We start from the raw sequence: 25,377 nt of genomic DNA, 5'->3' as shown, positions 1-25,377 counted from the left end.
GTCGGGGAGTGCGGGTTCAGTCCTTCCCAAGGGTGGTCTTGGCCAAACCGGGAAAGTCTGTAATCAGGCTATCAGCGCCAAAGTCGGCGAGTCGGCGCATCAGTGCCGGCTCGTTGACCGTCCACACCGACACGTGCAACCCCTGGCGCTGGGCCTTGATCAGGCGCTCTGGGGTGCATAGCGTCCAGTTCAGAGCCAGCATCTGGCAGTTGTAGTTCTGCGCGACCTTCAGCGGGTCGAGCCAGGCATATTCGGCGACCAACCCACGCGACACGTCCGGGACCAGCTCCAGGGCGGCGCCGAGCACTTCGCGCGAGCTCGAGGTGATGGTGATCTTGTCCAGCAGGCCGTATTGCTGGGCCAGTTCGCGGATCGCCAGCACAGTGCTGGCGGCGCGGGTGCGCGAGGCGCTCTTGACCTCCAGCTGCCAATGCTCGAAATCACACTTCTCGAACAGCTCCTCAAGACGAGGAATCGGGCACGGTTGGACATGGCCTGGGCCGCCCTTGCGAGCGTCGTAGGTGGCAAGGTCGGCGGCGATGTGCTCGACCACCTTGCCGCGCCGGCCGGTGGTGCGCTTGAGGGTCGGGTCGTGGATCACCATCAGCTGGTTGTCGGCCGACAGATGCAGGTCCAGCTCGCAGCGGTTGACGCCGTGCGACAAGCACTTGCGAAAGCTGGTCAGGGTATTTTCGGGCGCTTCGCCCTTGGCGCCGCGATGGCCGTAGATCAGGGTCACGTTCGTTCCTTCAAATCAAAAAGAGCAGGGCTCAGGGGGCGGGATCGTTCTGTTCCAGCGCCTGGCGTCGTTGCTGTTGCTGGCGCTGCAAGATGTAGCGGGCGAGCAGTTGGCGCTGGGCATCGGTCATGTCGATGAATTCGGTGCCGACCTCGTAATCGCCATCCGGGCGCAGGTCGCAGTGGGTGACCCTGCCGCGCAGCAGCAGGCCATGGGCGCGGGGCATCAGCACCATTTTCACTTTGACCCGAGTGCCTGGGTCGATCTGCTGGGCCTGGGCGAACTCGATGCCGCCTTCGGACAGAATCACCCGGTGCGGTTGGCCGATTTCGCCCAGCAGGGTTTGGGCGACCACGGCGCTGAGCAGATCGAGGCGTTTGTTCTGGGCGCGCAGAAACGCGGCGAGGGTGCGGTCTTTGTCACTCAACTGGCGTAGCAGGTGCTGGGATTCGAAGTCCGACAGGTGCAGTTCGCTGAGCAGGTTGAATAGCGGCGAATCATCCTGCAACAGTTCTGGCTCAAGGGCCTCAGCCGCGCTCAAGGGGCTGATTTCCAGTGCGATCCTGTCTTCGATGCGGTAGTATTCGCGGCGATCTTCATCGTCTAATGTCGTCATGGCGAACCCAAGGTTACGGCGGTGGTCCGAGTGTAAAGCCGCCGTAGGCGCCCCGCCACAAGGACGTTCCCTTTCATCCGAACAAGCCCCGACATGTTCAGACCTCTATTCGCATTCATCGGTACGCGTTATACCCGTGCCAAGCGTCGCAATCACTTCGTCTCGTTCATTTCCCTGACCTCGATGATCGGCCTCGCCCTGGGCGTGGTGGTGATGATCGTAGTGCTCTCGGTCATGAACGGTTTCGATCACGAGATGCGTACCCGCGTGCTTGGCATGATCCCTCACGCCACACTTGAGAGCGGCCAACCGATCAATGATTGGCCGGCCCTTGCTCAACAAGTAAAGCAGAATCCGCAAGTGCTGGCGGTGGCGCCCTTCACCCAGATGCAGGGCCTGCTGACCCACGACGGCAAAGTCTCCAAGGTGCTGCTCAATGGCATCGATCCGGCCCGTGAGCGGGAGGTGTCGATCATCGACAACTTCATTCGCGAAGGGAGCCTGGACAAGCTGGCGCCGGGCGAGTGGGGCATCATGATCGGCGACAAGGCCGCCGCCAAACTGGGCGTTGCCATCGGCGACAAGCTGACCTTCGTCGCCCCCGAGGTCAGCGTGACGCCGGCCGGCATGTTCCCGCGCATGAAGCGCTTTACCGTGGTGGGCACCTTCCACGTCGGCGCTGGCGAGATCGACGGTTATATGGGGCTGACCAATATTGCCGATCTGTCCCGCCTGCACCGCTGGAAGCCCGATCAGGTCCAGGGTGTGCGGCTGAAGTTCGACGACCTGTTCCAGGCTCCACGGGTTGCCTGGGATATCGCTCAGCGCCTGGGCGACCAGGAGTTCTACGCCCGCGACTGGACCCGCAGCCACGGCAACCTGTACCAGGCGATTCGCATGGAGAAGGCCATGATCGGCCTGCTGCTGTTGCTGATCGTCGCGGTGGCGGCGTTCAACATCATTTCTACCCTGGTGATGGTGGTCAACGACAAGAAAGGCGACATCGCCATCTTGCGTACGCTCGGCGCCACGCCCGGGCAGATCATGGCCATCTTCATGGTCCAGGGTACGGTCATCGGCGTGGTCGGGACCTTGATCGGCGCCGTCGTCGGCATCATCGCCGCACTCAATGTCAGCGCCGCGATCGCCGGCCTGGAGACGTTGATCGGGCACAAGTTCCTCAACGCCGATGTGTACTTCATCGATTACCTGCCGTCGCAGATCATGGCCCAGGACGTCTGGCAGGTCTGTGGCGCGGCATTGGTCCTGAGTTTCTTCGCCACCCTGTACCCGGCCTGGCGTGCGGCCCGCACCCAGCCTGCAGAGGCGCTACGTTATGAGTGAGTCGCGCATGAGTGATAAAGCCGTTCTGAGTTGCCGCAACCTGGGCAAGTCCTACGACGAGGGCCCGGAGTCGGTGCAGGTGCTGGCCAATCTGCAGCTGGAGCTGCACCCCGGCGAGCGTGTGGCCATCGTCGGTAGCTCAGGTTCGGGCAAGAGTACCTTGCTCAACCTGCTCGGCGGTCTTGATACCCCAAGCCAGGGCAGCGTTTGGTTGGCCGGCGAGGAGTTGTCGGCGCTCGGTGAGCGCGCCCGCGGCCTGCTGCGCAACCGCGCGCTGGGCTTCGTCTACCAGTTCCACCACCTGCTGGCCGAGTTCACCGCTCTGGAAAACGTCTGCATGCCGCTGCTGATCGGTCGCACGCCGATCCCGGAGGCGCGCGAGCGGGCTGAAGCGCTGCTCAAGCGCGTGGGCTTGAGCCATCGCCTGAGCCACAAGCCGGCTGAACTGTCCGGTGGTGAGCGTCAGCGCGTGGCGATTGCCCGGGCGCTGGTCAATCGCCCAGGCCTGGTGATGCTCGATGAGCCGACCGGCAACCTCGACCACCACACCGCCCAGGGTATTCAGGAGCTGATGCAAGAGCTTTCCAGCGCTTCGCAAACCGCTTTCCTGGTGGTCACCCACGACCTCAACCTGGCGCGTCAGATGGACCGCGTATTGAAGCTCGAAGACGGCCACCTGGTGGCGATCTGAGTCGCTTGCCCGGGGCGGGATAAACCGCCCCGCAACTTTTTTCTTGGGTGTTCTCGTACATGTTCAGACCCTTGCCCTTGTTCATCGGTGCTCGCTACACCCGTGCCAAGCGCCGCAATCACTTCATCTCGTTCATCTCCATGACCTCGATGATCGGCCTGTCCCTGGGCGTGCTGGCGATGATCGTGGTGCTGTCGGTGATGAACGGCTTCCAGCGTGAGATGAGCTCGCGCATTCTCGGCTTGGTGCCGCATGCCAGCATCCTTGGCGTGCAACCGCTGGATGATTGGCAAAAAGTCGCCGATGCCGCGCTGAAGAACCCGGCAGTGATCGCCGCGGCGCCGATTACCGAAATGGAAGGCATGCTGTCCTACAAGGGCGCGATGCAGCCGATTCAGGTGGGCGGTATCGACCCGGCCGAAGAGGGCAAGGTTTCCATCGTGGGTCAGCACATCGTCCAAGGCAGCCTGCAAGACCTGGTGCCGGGTGAATACGGCGTGGTCATCGGCGAGCTGACGGCGCGACGTTTCCGCCTCAATACCGGAGACAAACTCACCCTGATCGTTCCTGAGATCAGCAAGGCGCCGGGCGGTATCACCCCGCGCATGCAGCGCCTGACCGTGGTTGGCATCTTCAAGGTTGGCGCCGAACTGGATGGCTCGCAGGCCTACATCAACGTCGCCGATGCCGGCGAGATGCAGCGTTGGGCACCGGGCAGCGTGCAGGGCGTGCGGCTCAAGTTGCATGACTTGTATGCCGCGCCGCAGGTGTCCAAGGCAATTGCTGCGCAGCTGGGGGCGGCCTATCACGCTGATGACTGGTCGCACACCCAAGGCAGCCTGTTCAGCGCCATGAAGATGGAAAAGACCATGATCGGCTTGCTGCTGATGATGATCATCGCGGTGGCGGCGTTCAACATCATCGCCACCTTGGTGATGGTGGTGAACGACAAGGGTTCGGACATCGCCATCTTGCGCACCATCGGCGCCACGCCTGCGCAAATCATGGGGACGTTCATGGTCCAGGGCAGCTTGATCGGTATTGTCGGCACCTTGATCGGTGGCGTGCTTGGGGTGATTGCCGCCCTAAACGTCAGCCAGATCGTTGGCTGGCTGGAGCGGGTCAGTGGCCAGCATATCTTCACATCCGATGTGTACTTCATCAGCAGCCTGCCTTCGCAGCTGCAATGGGCGGATGTGGCGATTATCTGCACGGCAGGGTTGGTGATGAGCTTCCTGGCGACTATCTATCCGGCGTACCGCGCTTCGCAGATCGAGCCGGCCATGGCGCTGCGTTACGAGTGATGGGTTGGGGGCCGCTTTACCGCGGCCCCGGTCATCCCGGTAGGTTGATCACAAACCGCGTCCAGCCACCTTCACATTCTGCCCGAATCCCCCCGCCATGCGCCTGGACAATCGACCGGGTAATTGCCAGTCCCAAGCCCGCATGCTCGCTGCTGCCTTCTCGTCGCGCAGGATCAGCCCGGTAGAAACGATCAAACAAGCGCTGCAACGCTCCCGCCTCAATCGCAGGCCCGGTGTTGGCCACCGTGATACTCAACCCCGCCGTCAAGCTCACCTTGATCGTGCCACCTTGAGGGGTGAAGCGCAGCGCATTGTCCAGCAGGTTGGAAAGCGCCCGCCGCAGCATGTGCCGATCGCCCTCGATCGTCGCCGCGCCCTCGCGTAGCAGTTTCACGTCGCTTTCCTCGGCCAGCGCAGCGTAGTAGTCGAGCAGGGCATCGACCTCCGCAGCCAACTCCAGCGGCTGGCGGTTGGGCATCAACAAGCCATGGTCAGCCTTGGCCAGGTAGAGCATGTCGTTGACCAGTTGGGCCATCCACTGCAGCTCTTCGAGGTTGCCATGCAGCGCTTCGCGATACTCTTCCAGGCTGCGTGGACGGGTCAGGGTGACTTGGGTGTGGGTCAGCAGGTTGGACAGCGGCGTGCGCAGCTCATGGGCAATATCGGCAGAAAATGCCGAGAGCCGCTGGAAGGCGTCATCCAGCCGCTGCAGCATGGCGTTCACCGTGCTGGCCAGCTGCGCCAACTCTTCGGGCATCTGCGCCACCGGCAGGCGCGTGGTCAGGGAGTGGGCACTGACGCTCGCCGCCACTTCGCCGATCTGCCTTAACGGTCGTAGCCCGCGCCGCGCAGCCCAGGCGCCGAGCAGGGCGGTGGCCAGTGCCGACAGGCCGACGGTGAGCCAGATCAGTCGCTGCATGCCCTGCAAGAAATGTTGGTGGTGGGTGATGTCGAGGAACAGGGTTAGTTGCGCGGCGTGCTCAGCGTGCTCATCGAGCGGCACGGACAGGCTGCGGTAATCGACGCTGTCGGCACGCAAGGTGGCTAGGCCAGGTTGTACAGCATCCTCTGGCAGCCCAGGGCGACTCTGGAACCACAGCTCGCCTTCGGCGCCACGAATACGCAGCGCGAGATCGGCCTGGTGGCTGAGCTCACCGCGCAGCGCTGGCAGTCTGGCGGCCAGTTTGTCCGCCGAGTCGACCCCAGCCAGTTGGCTGCGCAGCTGCGACAGACGGGCGCCGAGCAGTTGTTGGTCGAGTTCGACGAAGTGGTGTTTGCTGGCATGGCTGAACAACAGCCCGGCAGTCAATGACACTGCCGCGGTACAGGCGGCGAACAGCAGGGCCAGACGGCTGCCCAGCGACAATCGGCGCATCAGTCCTGGCGCTCCTCAAGTACGTAGCCCATGCCGCGCACGGTGTGGATCAGCTTGTTGCGATGGGCATCATCGATCTTCAGGCGCAAGCGGCGGATGGCGACTTCGATGACATTGGTGTCGCTGTCGAAATTCATGTCCCAGACTTGGGAAGCGATCAATGACTTGGGCAGTACCTCGCCTTGGCGACGCAACAGCAGTTCGAGCAGGGCGAACTCCTTGGCGGTAAGGTCGATGCGCTGGCCGGCGCGCTCGGCGCGGCGACGAATCAGGTCCAGACGCAGGTCGGCGAGGGTCAGCGTGGTGTCCAAACTGGGGCTGGCACCGCGTCGTAACAGGCTGCGCACGCGCGCTAACAGCTCGGAGAAGGCAAACGGCTTGACCAGGTAATCGTCCGCGCCGAGTTCCAGGCCGTGCACCCGATCTTCCACGGCATCGCGCGCGGTCAGAAACAGCACTGGCGTCTCTAGGCCCGCCTGACGTACGGCCTGAAGGATCTGCCAGCCGTCACGGCCAGGTAGCATCACATCGAGGATCAACAGCGCGTGATCGCCGGTCAGCGCCAGGTGCAGGCCGGTTTCGCCATCGGCGGCAAGCTCGGTGGCGAAGCCTGCTTCGCTCAGGCCCTGGCGCAGGTAATGGCCGGTCTTGGCCTGGTCCTCGACGATCAGCAGTTTCATGCACGGTCCTTCTCAAGTTGAAGCCCATCGCCCGGTTGGATGCGCTGGCGTGCGGAAATGATACGTGATGGTTTTGCCCTTCGCCCAAGCTGACAAAGTTGTAATCTTCCCGTCAGCTAGCTGCCAGTCATTGCCCCATAAAGTCGCCTCATCATCGCTGTAACCCCCGGAGTAGATATGAAACACCCGTTCATTGCCGTCGCTCTCGCGCTGTTCAGCCTGCCTGTGCTGGCTGATAGCAGCCACGGCTTCGCCTTTGGCGAGCCAGCCACGGCAGCCAAGGCCACGCGCACCGTCGAGGTCGTGCTCAAGGACATTTCCTTCGAACCGAAAAGCCTGCAGGTAAAAGCCGGTGAAACGGTGCGCTTCGTCCTCATCAACCAAGGCCAATTGCCCCACGAGTTCAACCTGGGCGACAAGGCCATGCACGTCGAGCACCAGAAACAGATGATCGCCATGCAGGGCAAGCTGTTCACCGCCGGGATGAATCACGAGGGCATGGACCACAACCAAATGGCCCATGGCGAGCACGGCCATGCGGGCGGCAATACGGTACTGCTGCAGCCGGGTCAGCGCGGCGAGTTGACCTGGACCTTCCGCACCTCGGCAGCGATCGAATTCGCCTGCAACGTGCCCGGTCACTACCAGGCTGGCATGGTCGGGCCGTTGACCATCGAGTGACTTGCTGCCCAAGGCGGGGTGCAAAACCGGTAGACTAGGGGCAGTTTCGAACTTTCAGGTCAGATTCCATGCACCCCGCAGCCGAACACTCTCCGCTGGGCAAGTCCAGCGAATACATCTCTACCTACACCCCATCGCTGCTGTTCCCCATCCCACGCCTGGCCAAGTGGGCCGAGCTTGGGGTCAGTGGCGATGCCCTGCCATGGCAGGGCGTCGATTACTGGAACTGCTTCGAGCTGTCCTGGCTGTTGCCTTCGGGCAAGCCAGTGGTGGCCATCGGCGAGTTCGCCATACCGGCAGATTCACCGAATATCATCGAGTCCAAGTCGTTCAAGTTGTACCTCAACTCGCTGAACCAGACGGTTTTCGCCTCTACCGATGAGCTGCAGGCGTGCCTTGAGAAGGACCTGTCAGCGGCGGCTGGCAAGCCGGTAGCGGTGCGCGTGCGCACCCTGGCTGAGGTTGAAGGTGAGGGCGTGGTGGCGCTGCCGGGGCAGTGCATCGATGGGCTGGATGTGGCGATCAGCAACTACGAGCAGCCACAACCAAAGTTGTTGCAGTGCGATCCGCAGCGGGTGGTGGAGGAGGCGGTTCACAGCCATCTGCTCAAATCCAACTGCCCGGTCACTGGCCAGCCTGACTGGGGTAGCGTGGTGGTGGAGTACAAGGGCCTTGCGCTGGATCATGCCAGTCTGCTGACCTACCTGGTCAGCTTCCGCCAACATGCAGACTTCCATGAGCAGTGTGTGGAGCGGATCTATCTGGACCTTAAGCGCTTGCTCAAGCCTGAGTATCTGACCGTGTATGCGCGCTATGTGCGCCGGGGGGGCTTGGATATCAACCCGTATCGCAGTACTGGGGCGATCAGTCCGAACAATCTGCGACTGGTTCGTCAGTGACAGTGCGGGGGCCGCTTGGCGGCCCCGTACATTGTTGACCCGGGCTTAGATGCCCATGCTGTGCAGGCTATTGGCGATACTGCGCAGGGTGGCAGTCAGGTCCGGGTGTTCGACTTCAAAGCGCTCGACCGCCAGGTGGAAACCATCAGCCAGGTTGTTGTCCGGCGTAGCTTCCTCAAGCTTCAACTGAGCTTCGATCTGTCTGGCTTCTTCATACAGCGCGGCCAACTCTTCTTCTGTGAGCGGCACATTTCGATCCAGTTGCTCGCGCAGGCTGTTCAGCCGCTCTTGCAGTTCGCGGGCAGGCATTGGGTGTTCTCCCTCTATGGCTTGGCAAAGCATGGACCTCGGCAACTAGGCAAAGGTTCTCACCTGTCTTCAAGCGTAATCCACTCGCCGCTGCTTTGCATGATCCGCGTCAATCACCCTGTGTCAGGGTTTTTCGCCCTTGCGCCGACGTTGGGCGATGTCCGCCAGGCAGGTATCGAGTGCTTCCAGATGATCGATCACCGAGTGCACGCCCAGGCTGAACAGCTCAAGGGTCGCCTTGCCTCGCGCTAGCTCGCGATCTTGCGGGTTCATGGCTTGCCACTGGGTCGAGGAAAGATCGCACGAGGGGCTACATGCCGCCAGGCCTACCGTCCACAGCCCAGCGTTGAGCCCGCACTGCAGCAAGCGCGGGTCGCCGCTGACCACCACGCAACCGTCCAACTGCTGGCTTTGCAGTTGCATCAGCGCTTGCCAGCAGGCATTGGGCGCAGGCCAAGGGGGGGAGGCGGTCAGCTGCCCCGGTAGCCACTGCGGCAGCACGCTGGCCAATTGCTCGCTTTGCGAGGTGTTGAGTTCATCGAGCCAGATGCAGGGAATGTGTTGCTGACGCAAGCCGGCTAGGGTTTGCAGGGCTCCGGGGGCCGGGAGGGGGTTGCCCTCGGATGGCTGGACCAGGCAGCTGCGCAAGCCGAAGAGCACAGCGGTGAAGGCGGGTGCGTCGTGCATGGTAACGTCCCTGAAATACTGCGCAGGCTATGCGTCGATTGTTACCGTGGGATGACTTCGCAACAGATGTTCACAAAATGTTGAGCAATAATGTGTAAAGGTGTTTATCAGCCAGCGACCCTTTATACTGTCGCCTTCTTAAGCAGCGCGCCAAGGCGCCTGCGACCGTGAAATCCGATGGAGAAACATCTATGCATAGGATCGGTGCCGGAGTGATCGAGCGAATCACCCACGCCTGTGTCTGCGCCAGCCTGCTATTGGCGCCCGTGGCGGCCACCCAGGCGGCGACCGAAGAAGATCCGTGGGAGGCGGTCAACCGCCCGATCTTCAGGTTCAACGACACCCTTGATACCTATGCCCTCAAGCCGCTGGCCCAGGGTTACCAGGCGATCACCCCGCAGTTTCTCGAAGACGGCATTCACAACATCTTCCGTAACCTGGGCGATGTCACCAACCTGGCCAACAATGTCCTGCAGCTCAAGCCGCATGCGGCTGGCGTGGATACCGCGCGGTTGATCGTCAACACCACCTTTGGCCTGGGCGGTTTCTTCGACGTCGGCACCAAGATGGGCCTGCAGCGCAACGACGAAGACTTCGGCCAGACCCTGGGTTACTGGGGCGTAGCCAGCGGCCCGTATGTGGTGATCCCACTGCTTGGCCCAAGCACCGTGCGCGATGGCCTGGCCAAGTATCCGGACACCTACACCGAACCCTACCGTTACATCGACCACGTGCCGACGCGCAACTCGATCATTCCCGTGGACATCATCGACACCCGCGCCAGCCTGCTGTCGGCCGAGAAGCTGATCAGTGGCGACAAGTACGTGTTCATCCGCAACGCGTACTTGCAGAATCGCGAGTTCAAGGTCAAGGATGGCGAAGTCGAAGACGACTTCTGATCTCAGTATTTTGTGAAACTGGGGCCGCTTCGCCGCCCTTCGCGGGCAAGCCCGCTCCCACCAGTACAGCGCCGAACACTGTGGGAGCGGGCTTGCCCGCGAAGGGCGGCGAAGCGGCCCCAGTTTTTTCCTAACAGCTCAATGCATGGCCAGAATCCGCAGGCCGAACTTCTGCTGGCCGCCGGGCTGATCGGCGATCCACACTACCTCGGTGCTGGCGTGCAAGCCCTTTAGCGCCGGGTGGTCGGAGTCGATGCTCACCTCGATCTGGTCGCCCACCTGGTAGCGTTGCGGGGCCTTGATCTGCATGCCGCTGCTGGACAGGTCCACGCATACCGCAGCAATCACCTGGCCAGCATGCAGCAGGCTGACCTGGGCATCGATTCGCATGCGGATGAAATCGCGCTTTTCGCTGTGATTACTGGGTGTCTGGTGCATACATGATCCTTTCATCGGGTTGCGTTCTACGGGTTTCTTATAACTCTCGGTAATTTGCCCGGTAAAGTGCACTGGACCCGACCCTCGCATGCTTGAAACGCCTGGCGGATGGGAGTACCGTCTGCGCCTTACAGGGCACCTCTGCTGGTTGCCGGACAAGGGTTCTTGTCCTACAACTCAAAGAGTAGAGCAGCCAAAGAGTATTCCAGTAGTGCTCGTCGCTTTTTATGACGATCCTACGCCAACCCAATCCGGCGCCGTTCGCCCACATGCAGAAAACCAGTGCAACGCTGCTGATCATCGATGACGACGACGTGGTCCGTGCGAGCCTCGCCGCCTATCTGGAAGACAGTGGCTTCAGCGTCCTTCAGGCCGGCAATGGCCAGCAGGGGCTTCAGGTCTTCGAAGAACACCAGCCCGATCTCGTGATCTGCGATCTGCGCATGCCGCAGATGGGCGGCCTCGAACTGATCCGTCGGATCAGCGAACTGGCCCCGCAGTTGCCGGTGATCGTGGTGTCCGGTGCCGGTGTCATGAGCGACGCCGTCGAGGCCTTGCGCCTGGGCGCTGCCGATTACCTGATCAAGCCGCTCGAAGACCTCGCCGTCCTCGAACACTCGGTGCGCCGCGCCCTCGATCGCTCACGCCTGGTGTTGGAAAACCAGCGCTACCGCGACAAGCTGGAAGCGGCCAACCGCGAGCTTGAGGCCAGCCTGCACCTGTTGCAGGAAGACCAGACCGCCGGGCGCCAGGTGCAGATGAACATGCTGCCCGAGAGCCCGTGGGTGGTGGATGACTTCGCCTTCGAGCACCAGATCATCCCTTCGCTGTACCTGTCGGGTGATTTTTCCGATTACTTCCGCGTGGATGATCGGCGCATTGCGTTTTACCTGGCAGATGTCTCCGGCCATGGCGCTTCGTCGGCGTTTGTCACGGTCCTGCTGAAATTCATGACCACCCGCCTGCTGTTCGAATTCAAGCGCGGCGGCAAGATGCGTGATTTCAAACCCTCGGAAGTGCTCAGCCACATCAACCGTGGGCTGATCAACTGCAAGCTGGGCAAGCATGTGACCATGGTCGGTGGCGTGATCGACCAGGATACGGGTCTACTGACCTACGCCGTCGGTGGCCACCTGCCGCTGCCGGTGCTGTACACCCCAGGTCAGGCCCGCTACCTTGAGGGCCGCGGTCTACCGGTTGGCTTGTTCGAAGAGGCGACCTATCAGGATGTGGTCATCGAGCTGCCCGAGCAGTTCAGCCTCAGCTTGATGTCGGACGGCATACTGGACCTTTTGCCGGGGGACACGCTCAAAGATAAAGAAGCTGCCTTGCCGGATATCGTCAAAGCAGCGGGTGGCAGCCTGGATGGGCTGCGCCAACGTTTCGGATTGGCTACGCTTGGGGAGATGCCGGATGATATCGCCCTATTGGTGTTGAGCAGGAACCTTCAATGAGTACCGGTAGAATCCAGTTCGCCGAGCAGAGCGGTACCTTCGTACTGAAATTCGTCGGTGAAGTGCGCCTGACCCTGTGTTCGGCCTTGGATGCGACGATCGAGAAGATCTTCACTGCGCTGAACTTCTCGGCCATCGTCATCGACTTGACCGAGACCGAAAGTATCGACAGCACCACGCTGGGCCTGTTGGCCAAGCTGTCCATTCTGTCCCGGCAGAAGGTCGGCCTGTTGCCGACCGTGGTCACCACCAACCCGGATATCTCGCGCTTGTTGCAGTCGATGGGGTTCGATCAGGTGTTCAACATCGTCGATCGTCCAGTACCCTGCCCAGAGTGCCTGACCGACCTGCCATCGCAGGACCAGAACGAAGACGTAGTGCGGTCCAAGGTGCTCGAGGCGCACAAGATTCTCATGGGCCTGAACGATTCCAACCGTGAAGCGTTCCATGACCTGGTGAGCGCGCTGGAGCGTTCATGATTAAAGCCGCTCACACATGATCGCGGCAATCCACATCCTGTGATCACCGCGCCCCTGTAGGCGCGGGCTTGCCCCGCGAAGGCATCAGCTCAATCAGCGCCCAGTCCGCCAGGCTCACTGATCCCGGACAAACTCATTCGCCGTCGAGCCATCGGCATTCAACTGAAACACCCGCTCCGGTTGCCCCTGTGCATTGAAAAACACCTGCCCCAGGCCGGCGCTATTCCACAAGCGCTCGCCAGCCTCACTGCGGCTCGGCAAGCGCGGCGCCACTTCCATCAAGCGCCGCTTGGTAAACCAGTTGAGCGGCGAGCGTGGCGAATACAGCCAGCGATTAAGCCTGTCGAGCACATCCAGCAAACGCTTGGGAAACTCGTTCTTGATCCCGCTGCTGGTGATCTGCCACAGGTGCGGATTGCGCTGGCGATGGCGGATCATCACCTCATAGACGAACGAATAGTGCACATCCCCCGACAGCACCACGTAATGCCCCGGTGTGCGCGAATGGCGGAAGATATTCAGGATCACCTGCGCAGCACCGCGGTGGGCCATCCAGTTTTCCGCATCCACCAGTAGCGGATAACCGCACCAGCTGAATACCCGCTGCACGGTTTCGATCAGCTTTACCCCAAAGATCGGCGCCGGTGAGACGATAATCGCCGACGGGTGATCGAGCAGCGACTGCTGCAGTTCACTCAGCGCCTCCCAGTCGAGCAAGCCGGAAGGCTTTTTCAGGCTGCTTTCACTGCGCCAGCGCCGGGTGCGGGTGTCGAGCACCAACAGCGGCGGATTGCTCGGCAGATCGTACTGCCAGCCCTGAAAGCGCAGCAGCTCGCCAATCAGGGCGTCCTGAGCCTGTTTGTTCAGATGCCGCTCAACACTGTTATCGCCCAGCGTCGCGCAGTGTTGGACCAGTTCTTTGCAGCTATCTGGATCGTTGCCCCAACCCTGGCAGAGCAAGTAGCCAAGCAAGGCATTACCGATGATCCGTCGCGAGAAGGGATGGCCGTAGGCCGTTTCTTCCCATTGCGCCGAAAGGTTCCAGTCGTCGGTAATATCGTGGTCGTCGAAGATCATCAGGCAGGGCAGGTGCGCCATTACCCGTGCTACTTGGCCAAGGCCAGCAGCGAAGGCTTCGATCAGCGGCAGCTCTGCGTGGTAGCGCGCCTGCCGCTGTTTGGTGAGGCCCTCGGGCATATTCATGTCTACCAGCGCCCACGGCGTCGGCGACCAGACCAACAGATACATCGCCATCACCTCAGCGAAGGTCACCAGGTGGTTGTCGGCGTTGCTCGAAGAGAAAATCGGCTTGCGCTTGCCGCCGAAGAAGCGTTCGCGCAGGCTCTCGTTGCTCTCCTGAGCCGGCAGCAGGTCGGCGCGGTGGTAATAGCAAGCTGGATGGCGATACAGCGCTGTGCTGTCGTCGACCAAGGCGCCGTCCAGCGCTTCCTCGAACAGGCCTAGGCGCTCGATCAAACGATGGATGGCGCGCAGCATTGGGCCGGCGACATCGTCGGCATAGATCTGGTCGCCGCTCATCAGTAGCAGGGCAGGGCGCTGCTCGGGGCTGGCGCAGTCTTGCAGTAGCCGGTCGGCGCAGAGCAGGCCATCGGCAGCCGGATGATGAGGCTTACGGCACGAGCCGTGGAGCAGCTGTTCGATCCGCTCGCGCAAGACCACGCTTGGCCGGCTGGCGCCGGGATACAGCAGGTGCGGTGCCCAGGCGGCAATGCCTTCACCGGTGCTCAACTGCAGGTCGTATTCAATCGCCACGTTGCACGGCAACGGGGTGTCGAAGTGGACATCCAGCAGGTGTACGAATGCGTGCGTACCCATTGCAATCACTTGGCAGTCAACGCTCGCCTGGATGCCTGGGCAGTCGAGAATAAAGCGCGGATCAAGCGGTTGCGAACCGACCAGCCAGATGGCCAGGCGCTGGGGTTCCAGGCGGCGCAGCACAGGCCCGGCCAAGACGGGGGGGAGGAGATCGGCAGAGGGTGTCATCGACAGCTCAAATGGGTAGCAGCAAGCCAAGCCCGCCCCCGCAGGATACGCGCAGTCCCTGTAGGAGCGGGCTTGCCCGCGAAGAGGTCAGCAAATTCAACACAACATCCGGACTTGTAAGCAATGGGCGCAAGATGCTCGGCACTTTGCGCCCGTCAGGCAAACCCGATTTGTATCAGGCTTTTTCTGCCAGCAGTGCTTCCAGCTTTTCCTGGTCCCGGGCGAACTGGCGAATCCCCTCGGCCAGCTTCTCGGTACCCATTGCATCTTCGTTCATCGCCCAACGGAACTGGCTCTCGCTCAGTTGCTGTTTGGCCTCGCCTTGATTGCCTGGCTTGAGGATGCGCGGCAGCTCGCCCTGATCATCGCTCAGCTGTTGCAGCAGTTCAGGGCTGATGGTCAGGCGATCGCAGCCAGCCAGTTGCTCGATCTGGCCGATGTTGCGGAAGCTCGCGCCCATCACCACAGTCTTGTAACCATTGGTCTTGTAGTAGTCGTAGATGCGCGTGACCGACTGCACGCCTGGATCCTCGGCACCGACGTACTCCTTGCCGGTACTTTTCTTGTACCAGTCGTAGATCCGCCCTACGAACGGCGAGATCAGGAACACCCCGGCATCGGCGCAGGCCTGGGCCTGGGCGAAGGAGAACAGCAAGGTCAGGTTGGTCTGGATGCCTTTCTCCTCCAGCTTCTCGGCGGCGCGAATGCCTTCCCAGGTCGAGGCCAGCTTGATCAGCACGCGATCGCGGCCGATGCCAGCGCCATCGTACAGCTCGATCAAGTGCTCGGCCTTGGCCAGCAGCGCACCCTCATCGAACGACAGCCGCGCGTCGACTTCAGTCGAGATCCGCCCCGGAATGACCTTGAGAATCCCCGCGCCCACGGCTACGGCGAACTTGTCGCAGGCCAGGTCGACATTGCCCTTGCTATCGGCCTTCACTTGCTTGAGCAGATCGGCATAGCCAGGGATGGCTGCGGCCTTGAGCAGCAGCGACGGGTTGGTGGTGGCATCGACCGGCTTGAGCCGAGTGATGGCGTCCAGGTCCCCGGTGTCGGCGACCACGGTGGTGAACTGCTTGAGTTGTTCCAGCTTGGAGGTCATGGGCGTGCTCTGTCCTGTGCAATGACTCGACATTACCCGACCCCCGACGGCCGCTCAAGGGCCGTCAGAGTGTCAGGCACAACCATCGCGAATTCACGCAAAACCCTGTAGCAGCGGGCGTGCCCCGCGATGGGCTGAGTACCAGCCTCGGGATCGACGGCCGTACCGAGATCCCCAGGCTATACGAAAGGTGAAGCTTCGAGTCAAAACCCAGCCCAGGGTTCCGCCCGCTTGCTTGATGCACTCGTTGCGCGACCCGCGAAGAGGCCAGCCCAGCCCCCACTCATCTTTGGCAATACCCTAGCTCAGCGACCCTGCAGCAATTCAGCAGCCTGATCCAGCACCGCCAACGGCGCGTCAGTCTTGTGAATATCCGCCGACAGCAACTGGCGGAACCGCCGCGCCCCCGGGAAGCCCTGGCCAAGCCCGAGAATATGCCGCGTCACATGGTGCATGGCGCCACCGCTGTCGATATGTGCAACGATGTAAGGCCGCAGCCGCTCCATCGCCTCACTGCGGCTAACCACCGGCGCGTCACTGCCAAACAGCTGCTGATCCACTTCGGCCAGCACATACGGATTGTGGTACGCCTCGCGCCCCAGCATCACCCCATCGAAGGTCGTCAGGTGCGTGCGGCATTCATCGAGCGTCTTGATCCCACCGTTGAGCACGATTTCCAGATCCGGGAAGTCCGCCTTCAACTGCGCCGCGACGTCATAGCGCAGCGGCGGAATCTCCCGGTTCTCCTTGGGCGACAAGCCCTCAAGAATCGCAATCCGCGCATGCACGGTGAAGCTACGGCAGCCCGCCTCGCGCACCTGGCCGACGAAATCGCACAGCTCGGCATAGCTGTCACGCCCGTTGATACCGATGCGATGCTTGACCGTAATCGGCGTCGCCACCGCATCACGCATGGCCTTGACGCAATCGGCCACCAGCGCCGGGTGGGCCATCAGGCAGGCACCGATCATGTTGTTCTGCACCCGGTCGCTGGGGCAGCCGACATTGAGGTTGACCTCATCGTAGCCCGCCTGCTCGGCCAGCCGCGCGCAGGCTGCCAAGTCAGCCGGCACGCTACCACCCAGTTGCAGGGCCAGCGGGTGCTCGGAGACGTCGTGGCGCAGGAAACGGTCGGCGTCGTTGTGCAGCAGGGCGCCGGTGGTGACCATTTCGGTGTAGAGCAGGGTGTGCTTGGAGAGCAGGCGCAGGAAGAACCGACAGTGGCGGTCGGTCCAGTCCATCATCGGTGCAACGCTGAAGCGGCGGGAGGGCTCAGGGCGCATGGTCAGCGGCGTTGTGGAGGCTTCGAGAGGCATTTTTAGGTACGCGTAATGTGCTGCTTCGGAGCGCTTGAGGGCGCGGCCCAAATCAGCCTTGGAAATTGAGGCCTCAGATTGTACCAGAGTGACGGCGTTGACCCGCAGAACACGATGTCCACGCCCCAGGTGCAGGTTGATTGCCTACAGGATTGTGGGAATCGCCAATCACAGCCTGGGCGCATGGGCACTAGCCAGCCTTGGCCTGGACCCCGTCCAGACCGCTCCTGAACCGCAAGCAAATCCGCGTGCCCTGGGTCGTGAGGTTGTGCAAGCTGGCCTCGCCACCAAACCGCTCCATGATCTGCCGGACCATCACCAAGCCAATCCCCAGACGGCCTTGCTTGGTGCTGTAGAACGGCTTGAACGCCATCATTTCCTGCTGACGGCTCAGGCCTTGCCCGGAGTCGTCGATGCACAGCAGCAACTGGCCTTCATCCAGCTGATCGAGCGTCACCACCAGCTTGCCGCCCTCTGGCATGGCTTCGATGGCATTGGCCAGCACGCTGTTGAGCAATTGCCCAAGCAACAGCGCGTTGCTCAACACTGGCGGCGCGCTGTCTGGATTGAAGACGGCTTCGATTCGCGCTTGGCGCAGCTGCGTTTCGAACGTGCCCAGGGCCGTGCGCACGGCGCCAACCAGGTCCACCAGCTCGGGTTCGCCGCGCAGGGGGCGTAAACACAGCAGCAGATCATGCAACCACCCCGACATGCGGTCGACCTGGCTGATGATGTCGGTGATGTTGCCGGTCGCGGGTTGGCCGGGCACCACCTGGGCCAGCTCGGCGCTGCTGCGAATGCTTGCCAGGGGGTTGCGCAGGCTGTGGGCGACGGCGGTGGACATCTCTACCAGGCCGCCGTAGGTCTTGTTCGCCACCAGTTGATCCTGCTGCGAGGCGAGCAAGCGCGAGGCGCGCCAGACGATCCAGAACAGGCCGAAATAGATAGTCAGCCCGCCGAGCGCAGTGGCGGCCCAGATCAGTTTGTGGCCGCGGTCGATCCGCTCGATCAGGTCGACCGGCTCTTTGTAGATCTCGACCATGGCCAGCACCTTGCCTTGGTCGTCGACCAGGGGGATGTAGTTCTCGACGAAGAACATCTTCGGCGCACGTACGAATTGCTGCTCGGTGCGGCCGGGCTCGACCTCGTTGTAGCGCGCGCTGACCTGGCCATGCGAGGCGAAGGCTTGTTCCAGGGCTGAATCTTCATGCACCTGGCGGCCGATCAGCGCCGGGTTGGTCGACCAGATCACCTTGCGCTCGGGGGAGAAGATGCTGGCCAGCAGCACGTCGGGCAGGTGCGCCAGGTGGTCGAGGAACTCCGAGCGGGCGCGTTCGCGGTTCTTGCCGGTTTCGCCGGTGAGCATGCCGTACTGGGTCGAGGCCAGCACGTCGCCCATCTTCATGCCATCCAGGTCGTGGTGGCGGATCTCGCCGAAGGCCATCGACTGGATGAACTGCGCCGACAGCAAGGCATCGCGCTCCAGGCTTTCATTGACCAGAAACCGCGTCGACAGCGAAGCCAGGCCGATCGCCACGGCGCTGATGATGACGAAGCTGATCAGCGAGAAGCGCCGCATGAGGTTGAATGGCTCGACCGGTCCCGGCTGGGAGAACCGTCGGCGGATGGGCGCGAGCCAGGCTGACAAGGATGGCATCGGGAGACCCCAGGTCGAGAGTTGGGTGGTGCAGGCCCGACGGCAGGGGCGCGCGGGACTGATGGCATTTAGTACCTAGTCTAGGTGCATACCGGCGCAGTGAGGGGATTGCTTGTGGAGTAGACCAGCCGGTTTAACCACCTCGCAGCCACATCGTGAAAAACCAGGACAACGCCCGACACATTGTCCGGTGCTGCGCCGATTTAAGCGCTGCCATAGTTATTCAAGGGTGGCGCTGGTTGCATGTGCACACAGGCAGGCAGCCGTTGGTCGCTCGAATCCGCTGGAAGGTGGATTCGCTTTCTATTTTGTACGATGATTTTCGTATTGGCAGGGATGGCTATGAAAAATGGGTTCAGGAAGGCCCGGCACGATGTGATCGCTGCGCTGCAGTCCGGTAACTACCTGCATGTTGCGCGTGGCGATATCGAGGTGAAAAACCTGCTAGCGATGGGCGAGGTTACGGCTGAGGTGCTCATTCGCGTTATTCGCTCCTGCAGCGGCGTCCATCACCACTGCAGCCCTCACCACGCCGTGCCGGCCATCGATGTGCACGTGCTCAAGCGCCTGGGGTGGTACATCAAGTTTTATTTCATCGAGCCAGATACCTGGTTCGTCAGTGTTCATCAGTGAGTAACAGATCATGAAGATCTTCTTCGAAGGCGACACCGGCAAGGCGCTCTGTGAGCAGTGCCAGGCACTGGTGCAGATGCGCTATGTGCGTCGCGACGTGCCGTTCAGCGATAGCCAAGGCCAGGCCAGGGACGTGCTGGTGGGGGTATGCCTGGGCTGCGATAGCGTGGTCGCGATCCCGCCGCAATCCACGCCGGCGATTCGCGAGGCGCGCAAGCAGCAGCTCAAGTCGATCGAGGCGCGCCTGCCGGCGGTCTATCTGGATGTACTGGACGCGGCTATGCACGCCGTGAGCAACGATGCGGGGGCCAGCCTGCGCAAGCTGTTCCTCGGCTACTATTTTCATGCTTTGGCTCACGCCCAAGGCGCGGCGGGGCTGCCGGCGGCGCATGCGACGTTCAGTGGGGCGCTGGAGCAGCAACTGCACATGCGTGCGCTCGCAACACCTGCAGCCACGCGGCGGCTGTCGATGAAGGTCAATGCCCATGTGGCCCAGGATTACCTGGCGTTGCTGCAGGCCACCCAGATGAGCCAGACAGAGCTGCTCAAGGCCGTGATCGCGCGTATTCAGGCCGATGTACTCGAAGCGCGTGACCCTGCGGTGATCGGCGACTTGCAGCGTCTGGTGCACTTGGCCATTTGAAGTTACCCAGCAGCTGGCTTTGCAAATCGGCCTTGGCGAGTGGCCAGGTCGGTTTCAGGATACGCCTGGTCGTTCGCACGCAACCCCCAGGCGACAGGAGTGCCATGCTGTGAGGATGCCCTTGGACCAGTGCACGTAGATGCACGGCCGCGGGCAAGGAGGTGCCCGCAGACTACGCGCCCGTGACGTGGCCGGTGCACCGCAGCAGAACACGCCGGAGCCAGGCCTGCCCACGTGCAGCCTGGTCCGTGATGCCGAGGTCCGCTGTATGCCTGATCCGACCCTTGAACTGCCCGTGATCCAGCGTGTGCTGGATCACCACCGCGACACCCCCGGTGCGCTGTTGCCGATACTCCATGCTATCCAGGCTGGCAGCGGCTACATCCCCGATGCCGCCGTACCTGAGATCGCCCATGCCCTCAACCTGAGCCAGGCCGAAGTGCGCGGGGTGATCAGCTTCTACCACGACTTCCGCACTTCGCCGCCAGCGCGCCACACCTTGCGCCTGTGCCGGGCCGAATCCTGCCAGAGCCGTGGCGCCGAGGCGCTGGCCGCGCAACTGCGTGAACAGCTGGGGCTTGATGATCACGGCACCAGCGCCGATGGCGCCGTCAGCCTGCGCCCGGTCTATTGCCTGGGCGCTTGCGCTTGCTCGCCAGCGCTGGAACTCGATGGCCAGGTGCATGCCCGGCTTACCCCTGAGCGCCTGCGTACGCTGGTTGACGGCTGCCTGCAGGAGGCCAAGCCATGCTGAAGCTGTTTATCCCCTGCGACTCGGTCGCCCGTGCGGTCGGCGCCGATCATTTGGCCGCAGCCCTGGCCGCTGAGGCTGAGCGTCGGCAAATTGCGCTGCAGATCCTGCGCACCAGCTCGCGTGGCCTGTACTGGCTGGAGCCGCTGGTCGAGCTGGAAAGCGCCGCTGGCCGCTTGGGCTTCGGCCCGGTGGCGGTCGAGGATACGGCCTCGCTGCTCGATGCCCTGGCTACCGATCCCGCCAGCCATCCGCTGGCACTGGGTTTGGTCGAGCAGATTCCATATTTAAAGACGCAACAGCGCCTGCTGTTCGCCCGTGCCGGCATTACTCGGCCATTGTCGCTGGATGACTACCGCAGCCATGGCGGTTTTGACGGGCTGGCCAAGGCGGCGCTGATGGATGGCGCGGATGTCGTCGCTGCGGTGCTCGACTCCGGCCTGCGCGGGCGTGGCGGCGCGGCGTTTCCGGCGGGGATCAAGTGGCGCACCGTACGCGATGCCCCGGCAGGGCAGAAGTACGTGGTGTGCAACGCCGACGAGGGCGACTCCGGCACTTTCGCCGACCGCATGCTGATGGAGGGCGACCCGTTCCTGTTGATCGAAGGCATGATCATCGCTGGCCTGGCGGTGGGGGCGAGCAAGGGCTACATCTATGTGCGCTCGGAATACCCGGACTCGGTTCGGGCGCTGAACGAGGCAGTGCTGCTCGCCCGTGAAGCGGGTTATCTGGACGCCACTGGCAGCGGCGTGGCCTTCGACCTGGAGGTGCGGGTGGGGGCTGGCGCCTACATTTGCGGTGAGGAAACCGCGCTGCTCGAATCGCTCGAAGGCAAGCGCGGGATCGTCCGCGCCAAGCCGCCACTGCCGGCGCTCGAAGGCCTGTTCGGCCAGCCGACCCTGGTACATAACGTGCTCACCCTGGCCTCGGTGCCGATCATTCTGGCCAAGGGCGCGCCGTTCTACCGCGACTTTGGCATGGGCCGTTCGCTGGGTACCTTGCCGTTTCAGCTGGCGGGGAACGTCCGCCAGGGTGGGCTGGTCGAGCGCGCGTTTGGCCTGACCCTGCGCGAACTGGTCGAGGGCTATGGCGGCGGCACGGCCAGTGGCCGGCCACTGAAGGCTGCGCAGGTCGGTGGCCCATTGGGCGCCTGGGTGCCGCCAAGCCAGTTCGACACACCGCTGGACTACGAGGCCTTCGCCGCCCTCGGCGCGATGATTGGCCATGGCGGAGTCGTGGTCGCCGATGACACCCTGAACATGGCCGGCATGGCGCGTTTTGCCATGCAGTTCTGCGCCGAGGAATCGTGCGGCAAATGCACCCCGTGTCGGATCGGCTCGACCCGGGGCGTGGAGGTGGTCGAGCGCTTGATCGCCAGCAGCGACCCGGCCTATCGCCAAGAGCAGGCCGACCTGCTGCGTGACCTGTGCGACACCCTGCAGTACGGCTCGCTGTGCGCCATGGGCGGGATGACTTCGTATCCTGTGGCCAGCGCTCTCAAGCATTTCCCTGCCGACTTCGGTCTGGCCAGCCCGGAGGCCGCGCAATGATCAATTTCTTCGACCCCGCCAGTGACATCGACCTGGGCACCCCTGCGCGTGATAGCGAGGTACAGGTCAGCCTGAATATCGATGGCCGCGCGATCAGCGTGCCTGCCGGCACCTCGGTGATGCGCGCTGCGGCGCTACTGGGTACCAGCATCCCCAAACTGTGCGCCACCGACAGCCTGGAAGCGTTTGGCTCGTGCCGCATGTGCATGGTGGAAATCGACGGCATGCGCGGCTATCCCGCCTCGTGCACCACGCCGGTCAGCGAAGGCATGGTGGTGCGCACGCAAACCGCGCGCCTGGCTGACCTGCGGCGCAACGTCATGGAACTGTACATCTCAGACCACCCGCTGGACTGCCTGACCTGCTCGGCCAACGGCAACTGCGAGCTGCAGAGCGTGGCCGGCCAGGTCGGCTTGCGCGAGGTGCGTTATGGCTATGCCGGTGACAATCACCTGGCCGAAGCCAAGGATGTTTCCAACCCCTACTTCGACTACGAGCCAAGCAAGTGCATCGTCTGCAGCCGCTGCGTGCGCGCTTGCGAAGACATCCAGGGCACGTTCGCCCTGACTATCAGCGGACGCGGCTTCGACTCGCGAGTGGCAGCGGCGGGTGGCGACAACTTCCTCAATTCCGAGTGCGTGTCTTGTGGGGCGTGTGTGCAGGCCTGTCCGACCGCGACCCTGACCGAGAAGAGCCTGGTGCAGATCGGCCAGCCGGAGCGGGCAGTGATCACCACGTGCGCCTATTGCGGCGTGGGCTGCTCGTTCCGTGCCGAGATGAAGGGCGATCAGCTGGTGCGCATGGTGCCGGACAAGAACGGCGGCGCCAACCATGGCCATGCCTGCGTCAAGGGCCGCTTCGCCTGGGGCTATGCGACCCACCCCGATCGCATCACCACGCCAATGATCCGCAAGCACATCGACGACCCTTGGCAAGAGGTCAGCTGGGACGAGGCGGTCAGCTATGCGGCCAGCGAGCTGCGCCGCATCCAGCTCAAGTACGGGCGCGATTCGATTGGCGGGATCACTTCCAGCCGCTGCACCAACGAAGAGGCCTACCTGGTGCAAAAGTTGGTGCGTACCGCCTTTGGCAACAACAACGTCGATACCTGTGCGCGGGTCTGTCATTCGCCCACCGGCTACGGCCTCAAGCAGACCTTGGGCGAGTCGGCTGGCACGCAAAGCTTCGACTCGGTGATGCTGGCCGACGTGATCCTGGTGATCGGCGCCAACCCCACCGATGCCCATCCGGTGTTCGGCTCGCAACTCAAGCGGCGCCTGCGCCAAGGCGCCAAACTGATCGTCATCGACCCACGGCGTATCGATCTGGTCGACTCGCCGCATGCACGCGCCGAACTGCACCTGCAATTGCGCCCAGGTACCAACGTGGCCATGCTCAACGCCTTGGCCCATGTGATCGTCACGGAAGGGCTGCTCGATCAGGGCTTCGTCGATAGTCGCTGCGAAGCGGCGGAATTTGCCCGCTGGCGCGACTTCGTCAGCCTGGCGGATAACGCCCCTGAAGCGCTCGGGCCGATCTGCGGCGTACCCGCCGAGCAGATCCGCGCTGCTGCCCGGCTGTATGCCAACGGCGCCAATGCGGCCATCTACTACGGGCTGGGCGTTACCGAGCACAGCCAGGGCAGCACCGCGGTGATGGGCATCGCCAACCTGGCCATGGCCACCGGCAACATTGGTCGCGAAGGGGTAGGGGTCAACCCGCTGCGTGGCCAGAACAACGTCCAGGGCTCCTGCGACATGGGCTCGTTCCCGCATGAGCTGCCGGGCTACCGGCACATTTCCAACGAGGGCGTGAGGGCTGAGTTCGAGCAGGCCTGGGGCGTGACCTTGCAGCCCGATCCGGGCCTGCGTATTCCCAACATGTTCGAAGCGGCCTTGGATGGCAGCTTCAAGGCCCTGTACTGCCAGGGCGAGGACATTGCCCAGAGCGACCCCAACACCCAGCACGTCACTGCCGCCTTGCGCGCCATGGAATGCGTGGTGGTGCAGGACATCTTCCTCAACGAGACGGCCAAGTTCGCCCATGTGTTCCTGCCGGGCAGCTCGTTCCTGGAAAAAGACGGCACCTTCACCAACGCCGAACGGCGTATCTCACGGGTGCGCAAAGTTATGGAGCCGCTGGCTGGCAAGGCGGACTGGGAAGCAACCGTGGCCCTGGCCAACGCCTTGGGCTACCCGATGGACTACCGCCACCCGTCAGAGATCATGGATGAAATCGCCCGCCTGACGCCGACCTTCCACCGCGTCAGTTACGCCGAGATCGATCGCCACGGCAGCCTGCAATGGCCGTGCAACGAGGCCGCGCCCGACGGCACCCCGACCATGCACATCGGCCAGTTCGTGCGTGGCAAGGGACGCTTCATGCTCACCGGTTACGTGCCCACCGACGAGAAGGTCAACAGCCGCTATCCGCTGTTGCTGACCACTGGGCGCATCCTCAGCCAGTACAACGTCGGCGCCCAGACCCGGCGCACCGGTAACGTCGCCTGGCACGCCCAGGACCGCCTTGAGATCCACCCAAACGATGCTGAAAGCCGCGGCATCGTCGAGGGTGATTGGGTCGGCATCGGTAGCCGCGCCGGGCAAACCGTGCTGCGTGCGCAGGTCACTAGCCGGGTCGCGCCGGGGGTGGTGTACACCACCTTCCACTTCCCCGAGTCGGGCGCCAACGTGATCACCACCGACAACTCCGACTGGGCCACCAACTGCCCCGAGTACAAAGTCACGGCGGTGGAAGTGGTGCGCGTGTCGCAGCCTTCGGCCTGGCAGCAGCGCTATCAGGCGTTCAGTGACGAACAACGGCGCTTGCTCAAGGAGCGCCGCCACAGCGACCAGCCGGAGACTGCCGAGGTGCGCCGATGAGCGTCGACAATCTGATCAAGATGGCCAACCAGATCGCCCATTACTTCGACAGCGAGCCAGACCGCGCCCTGGCGGTGCAAGGGGTGAGGCAGCATCTGCACAGCTTCTGGGCCCCGGCGATGCGCCGGCAACTGGTCGAGTGGATGCAGGCCAATCCGGGGGAGGGGATCGATCCGTTGGTGCGCGAGGCGCTGGCTTCAGAGACGGTGGCGGCCTAGGTGTTTGCAGGGTGTCATTGGCGGCC

25 protein-coding genes are annotated in these 25,377 nt (G+C 62.8%); 14 read left to right on the top strand and 11 right to left on the bottom strand.

Annotation, left to right across the window (positions count from 1 at the left end; all coding sequences use genetic code 11):
• Positions 1-16 precede the first annotated feature (16 nt).
• Together HU737_RS13690 and HU737_RS13685 are read right to left on the bottom strand one after the other, a co-directional pair.
• Positions 17-739, bottom strand: coding sequence for a glycerophosphodiester phosphodiesterase (locus HU737_RS13690; RefSeq protein WP_186556343.1), 723 nt, complete (start codon positions 737-739; stop codon positions 17-19).
• Between the two features lie 31 nt (positions 740-770).
• The gene (locus tag HU737_RS13685) at positions 771-1,355 is read right to left on the bottom strand and encodes a PilZ domain-containing protein (protein ID WP_186556344.1); all 585 of its coding nucleotides are present in this window, start codon (positions 1,353-1,355) and stop codon (positions 771-773) included.
• 93 nt (positions 1,356-1,448) lie between these two features.
• Between HU737_RS13685 and HU737_RS13680 the strand changes: the two genes are divergently transcribed.
• Genes HU737_RS13680 through HU737_RS13670 form a run of 3 tightly spaced genes read left to right on the top strand, consistent with a single transcriptional unit; the run spans position 1,449 to position 4,694 of the window.
• Positions 1,449-2,699: a lipoprotein-releasing ABC transporter permease subunit gene (locus HU737_RS13680; protein ID WP_186556345.1), complete on the top strand. Its 1,251-nt coding sequence runs from the start codon at positions 1,449-1,451 to the stop codon at positions 2,697-2,699.
• Positions 2,700-2,706: 7 nt separating this feature from the next.
• A complete protein-coding gene (lolD, locus tag HU737_RS13675; RefSeq protein WP_186556346.1) occupies positions 2,707-3,390 on the top strand; it encodes a lipoprotein-releasing ABC transporter ATP-binding protein LolD in 684 nt (227 codons plus the stop codon).
• Positions 3,391-3,449: 59 nt separating this feature from the next.
• Positions 3,450-4,694 carry a lipoprotein-releasing ABC transporter permease subunit gene (locus HU737_RS13670; protein ID WP_186556347.1) on the top strand — a complete coding sequence of 415 codons (1,245 nt, stop codon included), beginning with the start codon at positions 3,450-3,452 and terminating at the stop codon, positions 4,692-4,694.
• A gap of 31 nt (positions 4,695-4,725) precedes the next feature.
• On the opposite strand, the gene HU737_RS13665 is transcribed toward HU737_RS13670, so the two are convergent.
• Complete coding sequence (locus HU737_RS13665; RefSeq protein WP_186556348.1) at positions 4,726-6,069, bottom strand: heavy metal sensor histidine kinase; 1,344 nt, start codon at positions 6,067-6,069, stop codon at positions 4,726-4,728.
• Entirely contained in the window at positions 6,069-6,749 is a 681-nt protein-coding gene (locus tag HU737_RS13660) for a heavy metal response regulator transcription factor (RefSeq protein ID WP_186556349.1), read from the bottom strand. Before HU737_RS13660 ends, HU737_RS13665 begins: the two co-directional genes overlap by 1 nt.
• 177 nt (positions 6,750-6,926) lie before the next feature.
• Here HU737_RS13660 and HU737_RS13655 point away from each other — a divergent pair, with 177 nt between their 5' ends.
• Together HU737_RS13655 and queF are read left to right on the top strand one after the other, a co-directional pair.
• Positions 6,927-7,430 carry a cupredoxin domain-containing protein gene (locus HU737_RS13655; protein ID WP_186556350.1) on the top strand — a complete coding sequence of 168 codons (504 nt, stop codon included), beginning with the start codon at positions 6,927-6,929 and terminating at the stop codon, positions 7,428-7,430.
• A 68-nt stretch (positions 7,431-7,498) separates the two neighbouring features.
• Positions 7,499-8,329 (top strand): NADPH-dependent 7-cyano-7-deazaguanine reductase QueF, encoded by an 831-nt coding sequence (gene queF, locus HU737_RS13650; RefSeq protein ID WP_186556351.1) that lies wholly within the window; start codon positions 7,499-7,501, stop codon positions 8,327-8,329.
• Positions 8,330-8,374: 45 nt separating this feature from the next.
• Here the strand turns inward: queF and HU737_RS13645 are convergent, their stop codons facing one another.
• Positions 8,375-8,638: a DUF4404 family protein gene (locus HU737_RS13645; RefSeq protein ID WP_186556352.1), complete on the bottom strand. Its 264-nt coding sequence runs from the start codon at positions 8,636-8,638 to the stop codon at positions 8,375-8,377.
• 123 nt (positions 8,639-8,761) lie between these two features.
• Complete coding sequence (gene pcrP, locus HU737_RS13640) at positions 8,762-9,325, bottom strand: HAD superfamily inactivated hydrolase PcrP (RefSeq protein ID WP_186556353.1); 564 nt, start codon at positions 9,323-9,325, stop codon at positions 8,762-8,764.
• A 191-nt stretch (positions 9,326-9,516) separates the two neighbouring features.
• Here pcrP and HU737_RS13635 point away from each other — a divergent pair, with 191 nt between their 5' ends.
• Positions 9,517-10,224 (top strand): MlaA family lipoprotein, encoded by a 708-nt coding sequence (locus HU737_RS13635; protein WP_186556354.1) that lies wholly within the window; start codon positions 9,517-9,519, stop codon positions 10,222-10,224.
• A gap of 138 nt (positions 10,225-10,362) precedes the next feature.
• Here HU737_RS13635 and HU737_RS13630 read toward each other — a convergent pair whose 3' ends face one another.
• Entirely contained in the window at positions 10,363-10,662 is a 300-nt protein-coding gene (locus HU737_RS13630) for a PilZ domain-containing protein (protein ID WP_186555063.1), read from the bottom strand.
• 269 nt (positions 10,663-10,931) lie between these two features.
• Between HU737_RS13630 and rssB the strand changes: the two genes are divergently transcribed.
• Both rssB and rssC read left to right on the top strand, forming a co-directional pair.
• Positions 10,932-12,116, top strand: coding sequence for a two-component system response regulator RssB (rssB, locus tag HU737_RS13625; protein WP_186555076.1), 1,185 nt, complete (start codon positions 10,932-10,934; stop codon positions 12,114-12,116).
• Positions 12,113-12,595: an anti-sigma factor antagonist RssC gene (gene rssC / locus HU737_RS13620; protein WP_186555062.1), complete on the top strand. Its 483-nt coding sequence runs from the start codon at positions 12,113-12,115 to the stop codon at positions 12,593-12,595. Before rssB ends, rssC begins: the two co-directional genes overlap by 4 nt.
• Positions 12,596-12,709: 114 nt before the next feature.
• Here rssC and HU737_RS13615 read toward each other — a convergent pair whose 3' ends face one another.
• From HU737_RS13615 to HU737_RS13600, 4 genes are all read right to left on the bottom strand, one after another.
• On the bottom strand, positions 12,710-14,599 hold the full coding sequence (locus tag HU737_RS13615; RefSeq protein WP_186555061.1) for an alkaline phosphatase D family protein: 1,890 nt from the start codon (positions 14,597-14,599) through the stop codon (positions 12,710-12,712).
• Between the two features lie 175 nt (positions 14,600-14,774).
• Positions 14,775-15,701 (bottom strand): transaldolase, encoded by a 927-nt coding sequence (gene tal, locus HU737_RS13610; RefSeq protein WP_186555060.1) that lies wholly within the window; start codon positions 15,699-15,701, stop codon positions 14,775-14,777.
• A gap of 305 nt (positions 15,702-16,006) precedes the next feature.
• On the bottom strand, positions 16,007-16,984 hold the full coding sequence (gene dusA, locus HU737_RS13605) for a tRNA dihydrouridine(20/20a) synthase DusA (protein ID WP_186555075.1): 978 nt from the start codon (positions 16,982-16,984) through the stop codon (positions 16,007-16,009).
• 223 nt (positions 16,985-17,207) lie between these two features.
• Positions 17,208-18,674, bottom strand: a complete 1,467-nt coding sequence (locus HU737_RS13600) for a sensor histidine kinase (protein ID WP_186555059.1) — start codon at positions 18,672-18,674, stop codon at positions 17,208-17,210.
• 342 nt (positions 18,675-19,016) lie between these two features.
• Here HU737_RS13600 and HU737_RS13595 point away from each other — a divergent pair, with 342 nt between their 5' ends.
• The 6 genes from HU737_RS13595 to HU737_RS13570 all read left to right on the top strand — a co-directional run bounded on the left by HU737_RS13595 (position 19,017) and on the right by HU737_RS13570 (position 25,351).
• On the top strand, positions 19,017-19,307 hold the full coding sequence (locus HU737_RS13595) for a hypothetical protein (protein WP_186555058.1): 291 nt from the start codon (positions 19,017-19,019) through the stop codon (positions 19,305-19,307).
• Positions 19,308-19,317: 10 nt separating this feature from the next.
• Positions 19,318-19,950, top strand: coding sequence for a hypothetical protein (locus tag HU737_RS13590; RefSeq protein ID WP_186555057.1), 633 nt, complete (start codon positions 19,318-19,320; stop codon positions 19,948-19,950).
• 268 nt (positions 19,951-20,218) lie between these two features.
• Positions 20,219-20,704, top strand: coding sequence for a formate dehydrogenase subunit gamma (locus HU737_RS13585; RefSeq protein WP_186555056.1), 486 nt, complete (start codon positions 20,219-20,221; stop codon positions 20,702-20,704).
• The gene (locus HU737_RS13580; RefSeq protein WP_186555055.1) at positions 20,698-22,251 is read left to right on the top strand and encodes a formate dehydrogenase beta subunit; all 1,554 of its coding nucleotides are present in this window, start codon (positions 20,698-20,700) and stop codon (positions 22,249-22,251) included. Before HU737_RS13585 ends, HU737_RS13580 begins: the two co-directional genes overlap by 7 nt.
• Entirely contained in the window at positions 22,248-25,133 is a 2,886-nt protein-coding gene (gene fdhF / locus HU737_RS13575) for a formate dehydrogenase subunit alpha (RefSeq protein WP_186555054.1), read from the top strand. The genes HU737_RS13580 and fdhF overlap by 4 nt, the downstream gene beginning before the upstream one ends.
• Positions 25,130-25,351 carry a formate dehydrogenase subunit delta gene (locus HU737_RS13570; protein ID WP_186555053.1) on the top strand — a complete coding sequence of 74 codons (222 nt, stop codon included), beginning with the start codon at positions 25,130-25,132 and terminating at the stop codon, positions 25,349-25,351. Before fdhF ends, HU737_RS13570 begins: the two co-directional genes overlap by 4 nt.
• Positions 25,352-25,377: the final 26 nt, after the last annotated feature.

This window comes from Pseudomonas urmiensis (assembly GCF_014268815.2).
Lineage (GTDB): Bacteria > Pseudomonadota > Gammaproteobacteria > Pseudomonadales > Pseudomonadaceae > Aquipseudomonas > Aquipseudomonas urmiensis.
Note: the sequence above shows the minus strand (reverse complement) of the source record. Positions and strands in the feature narration are given on the sequence as shown.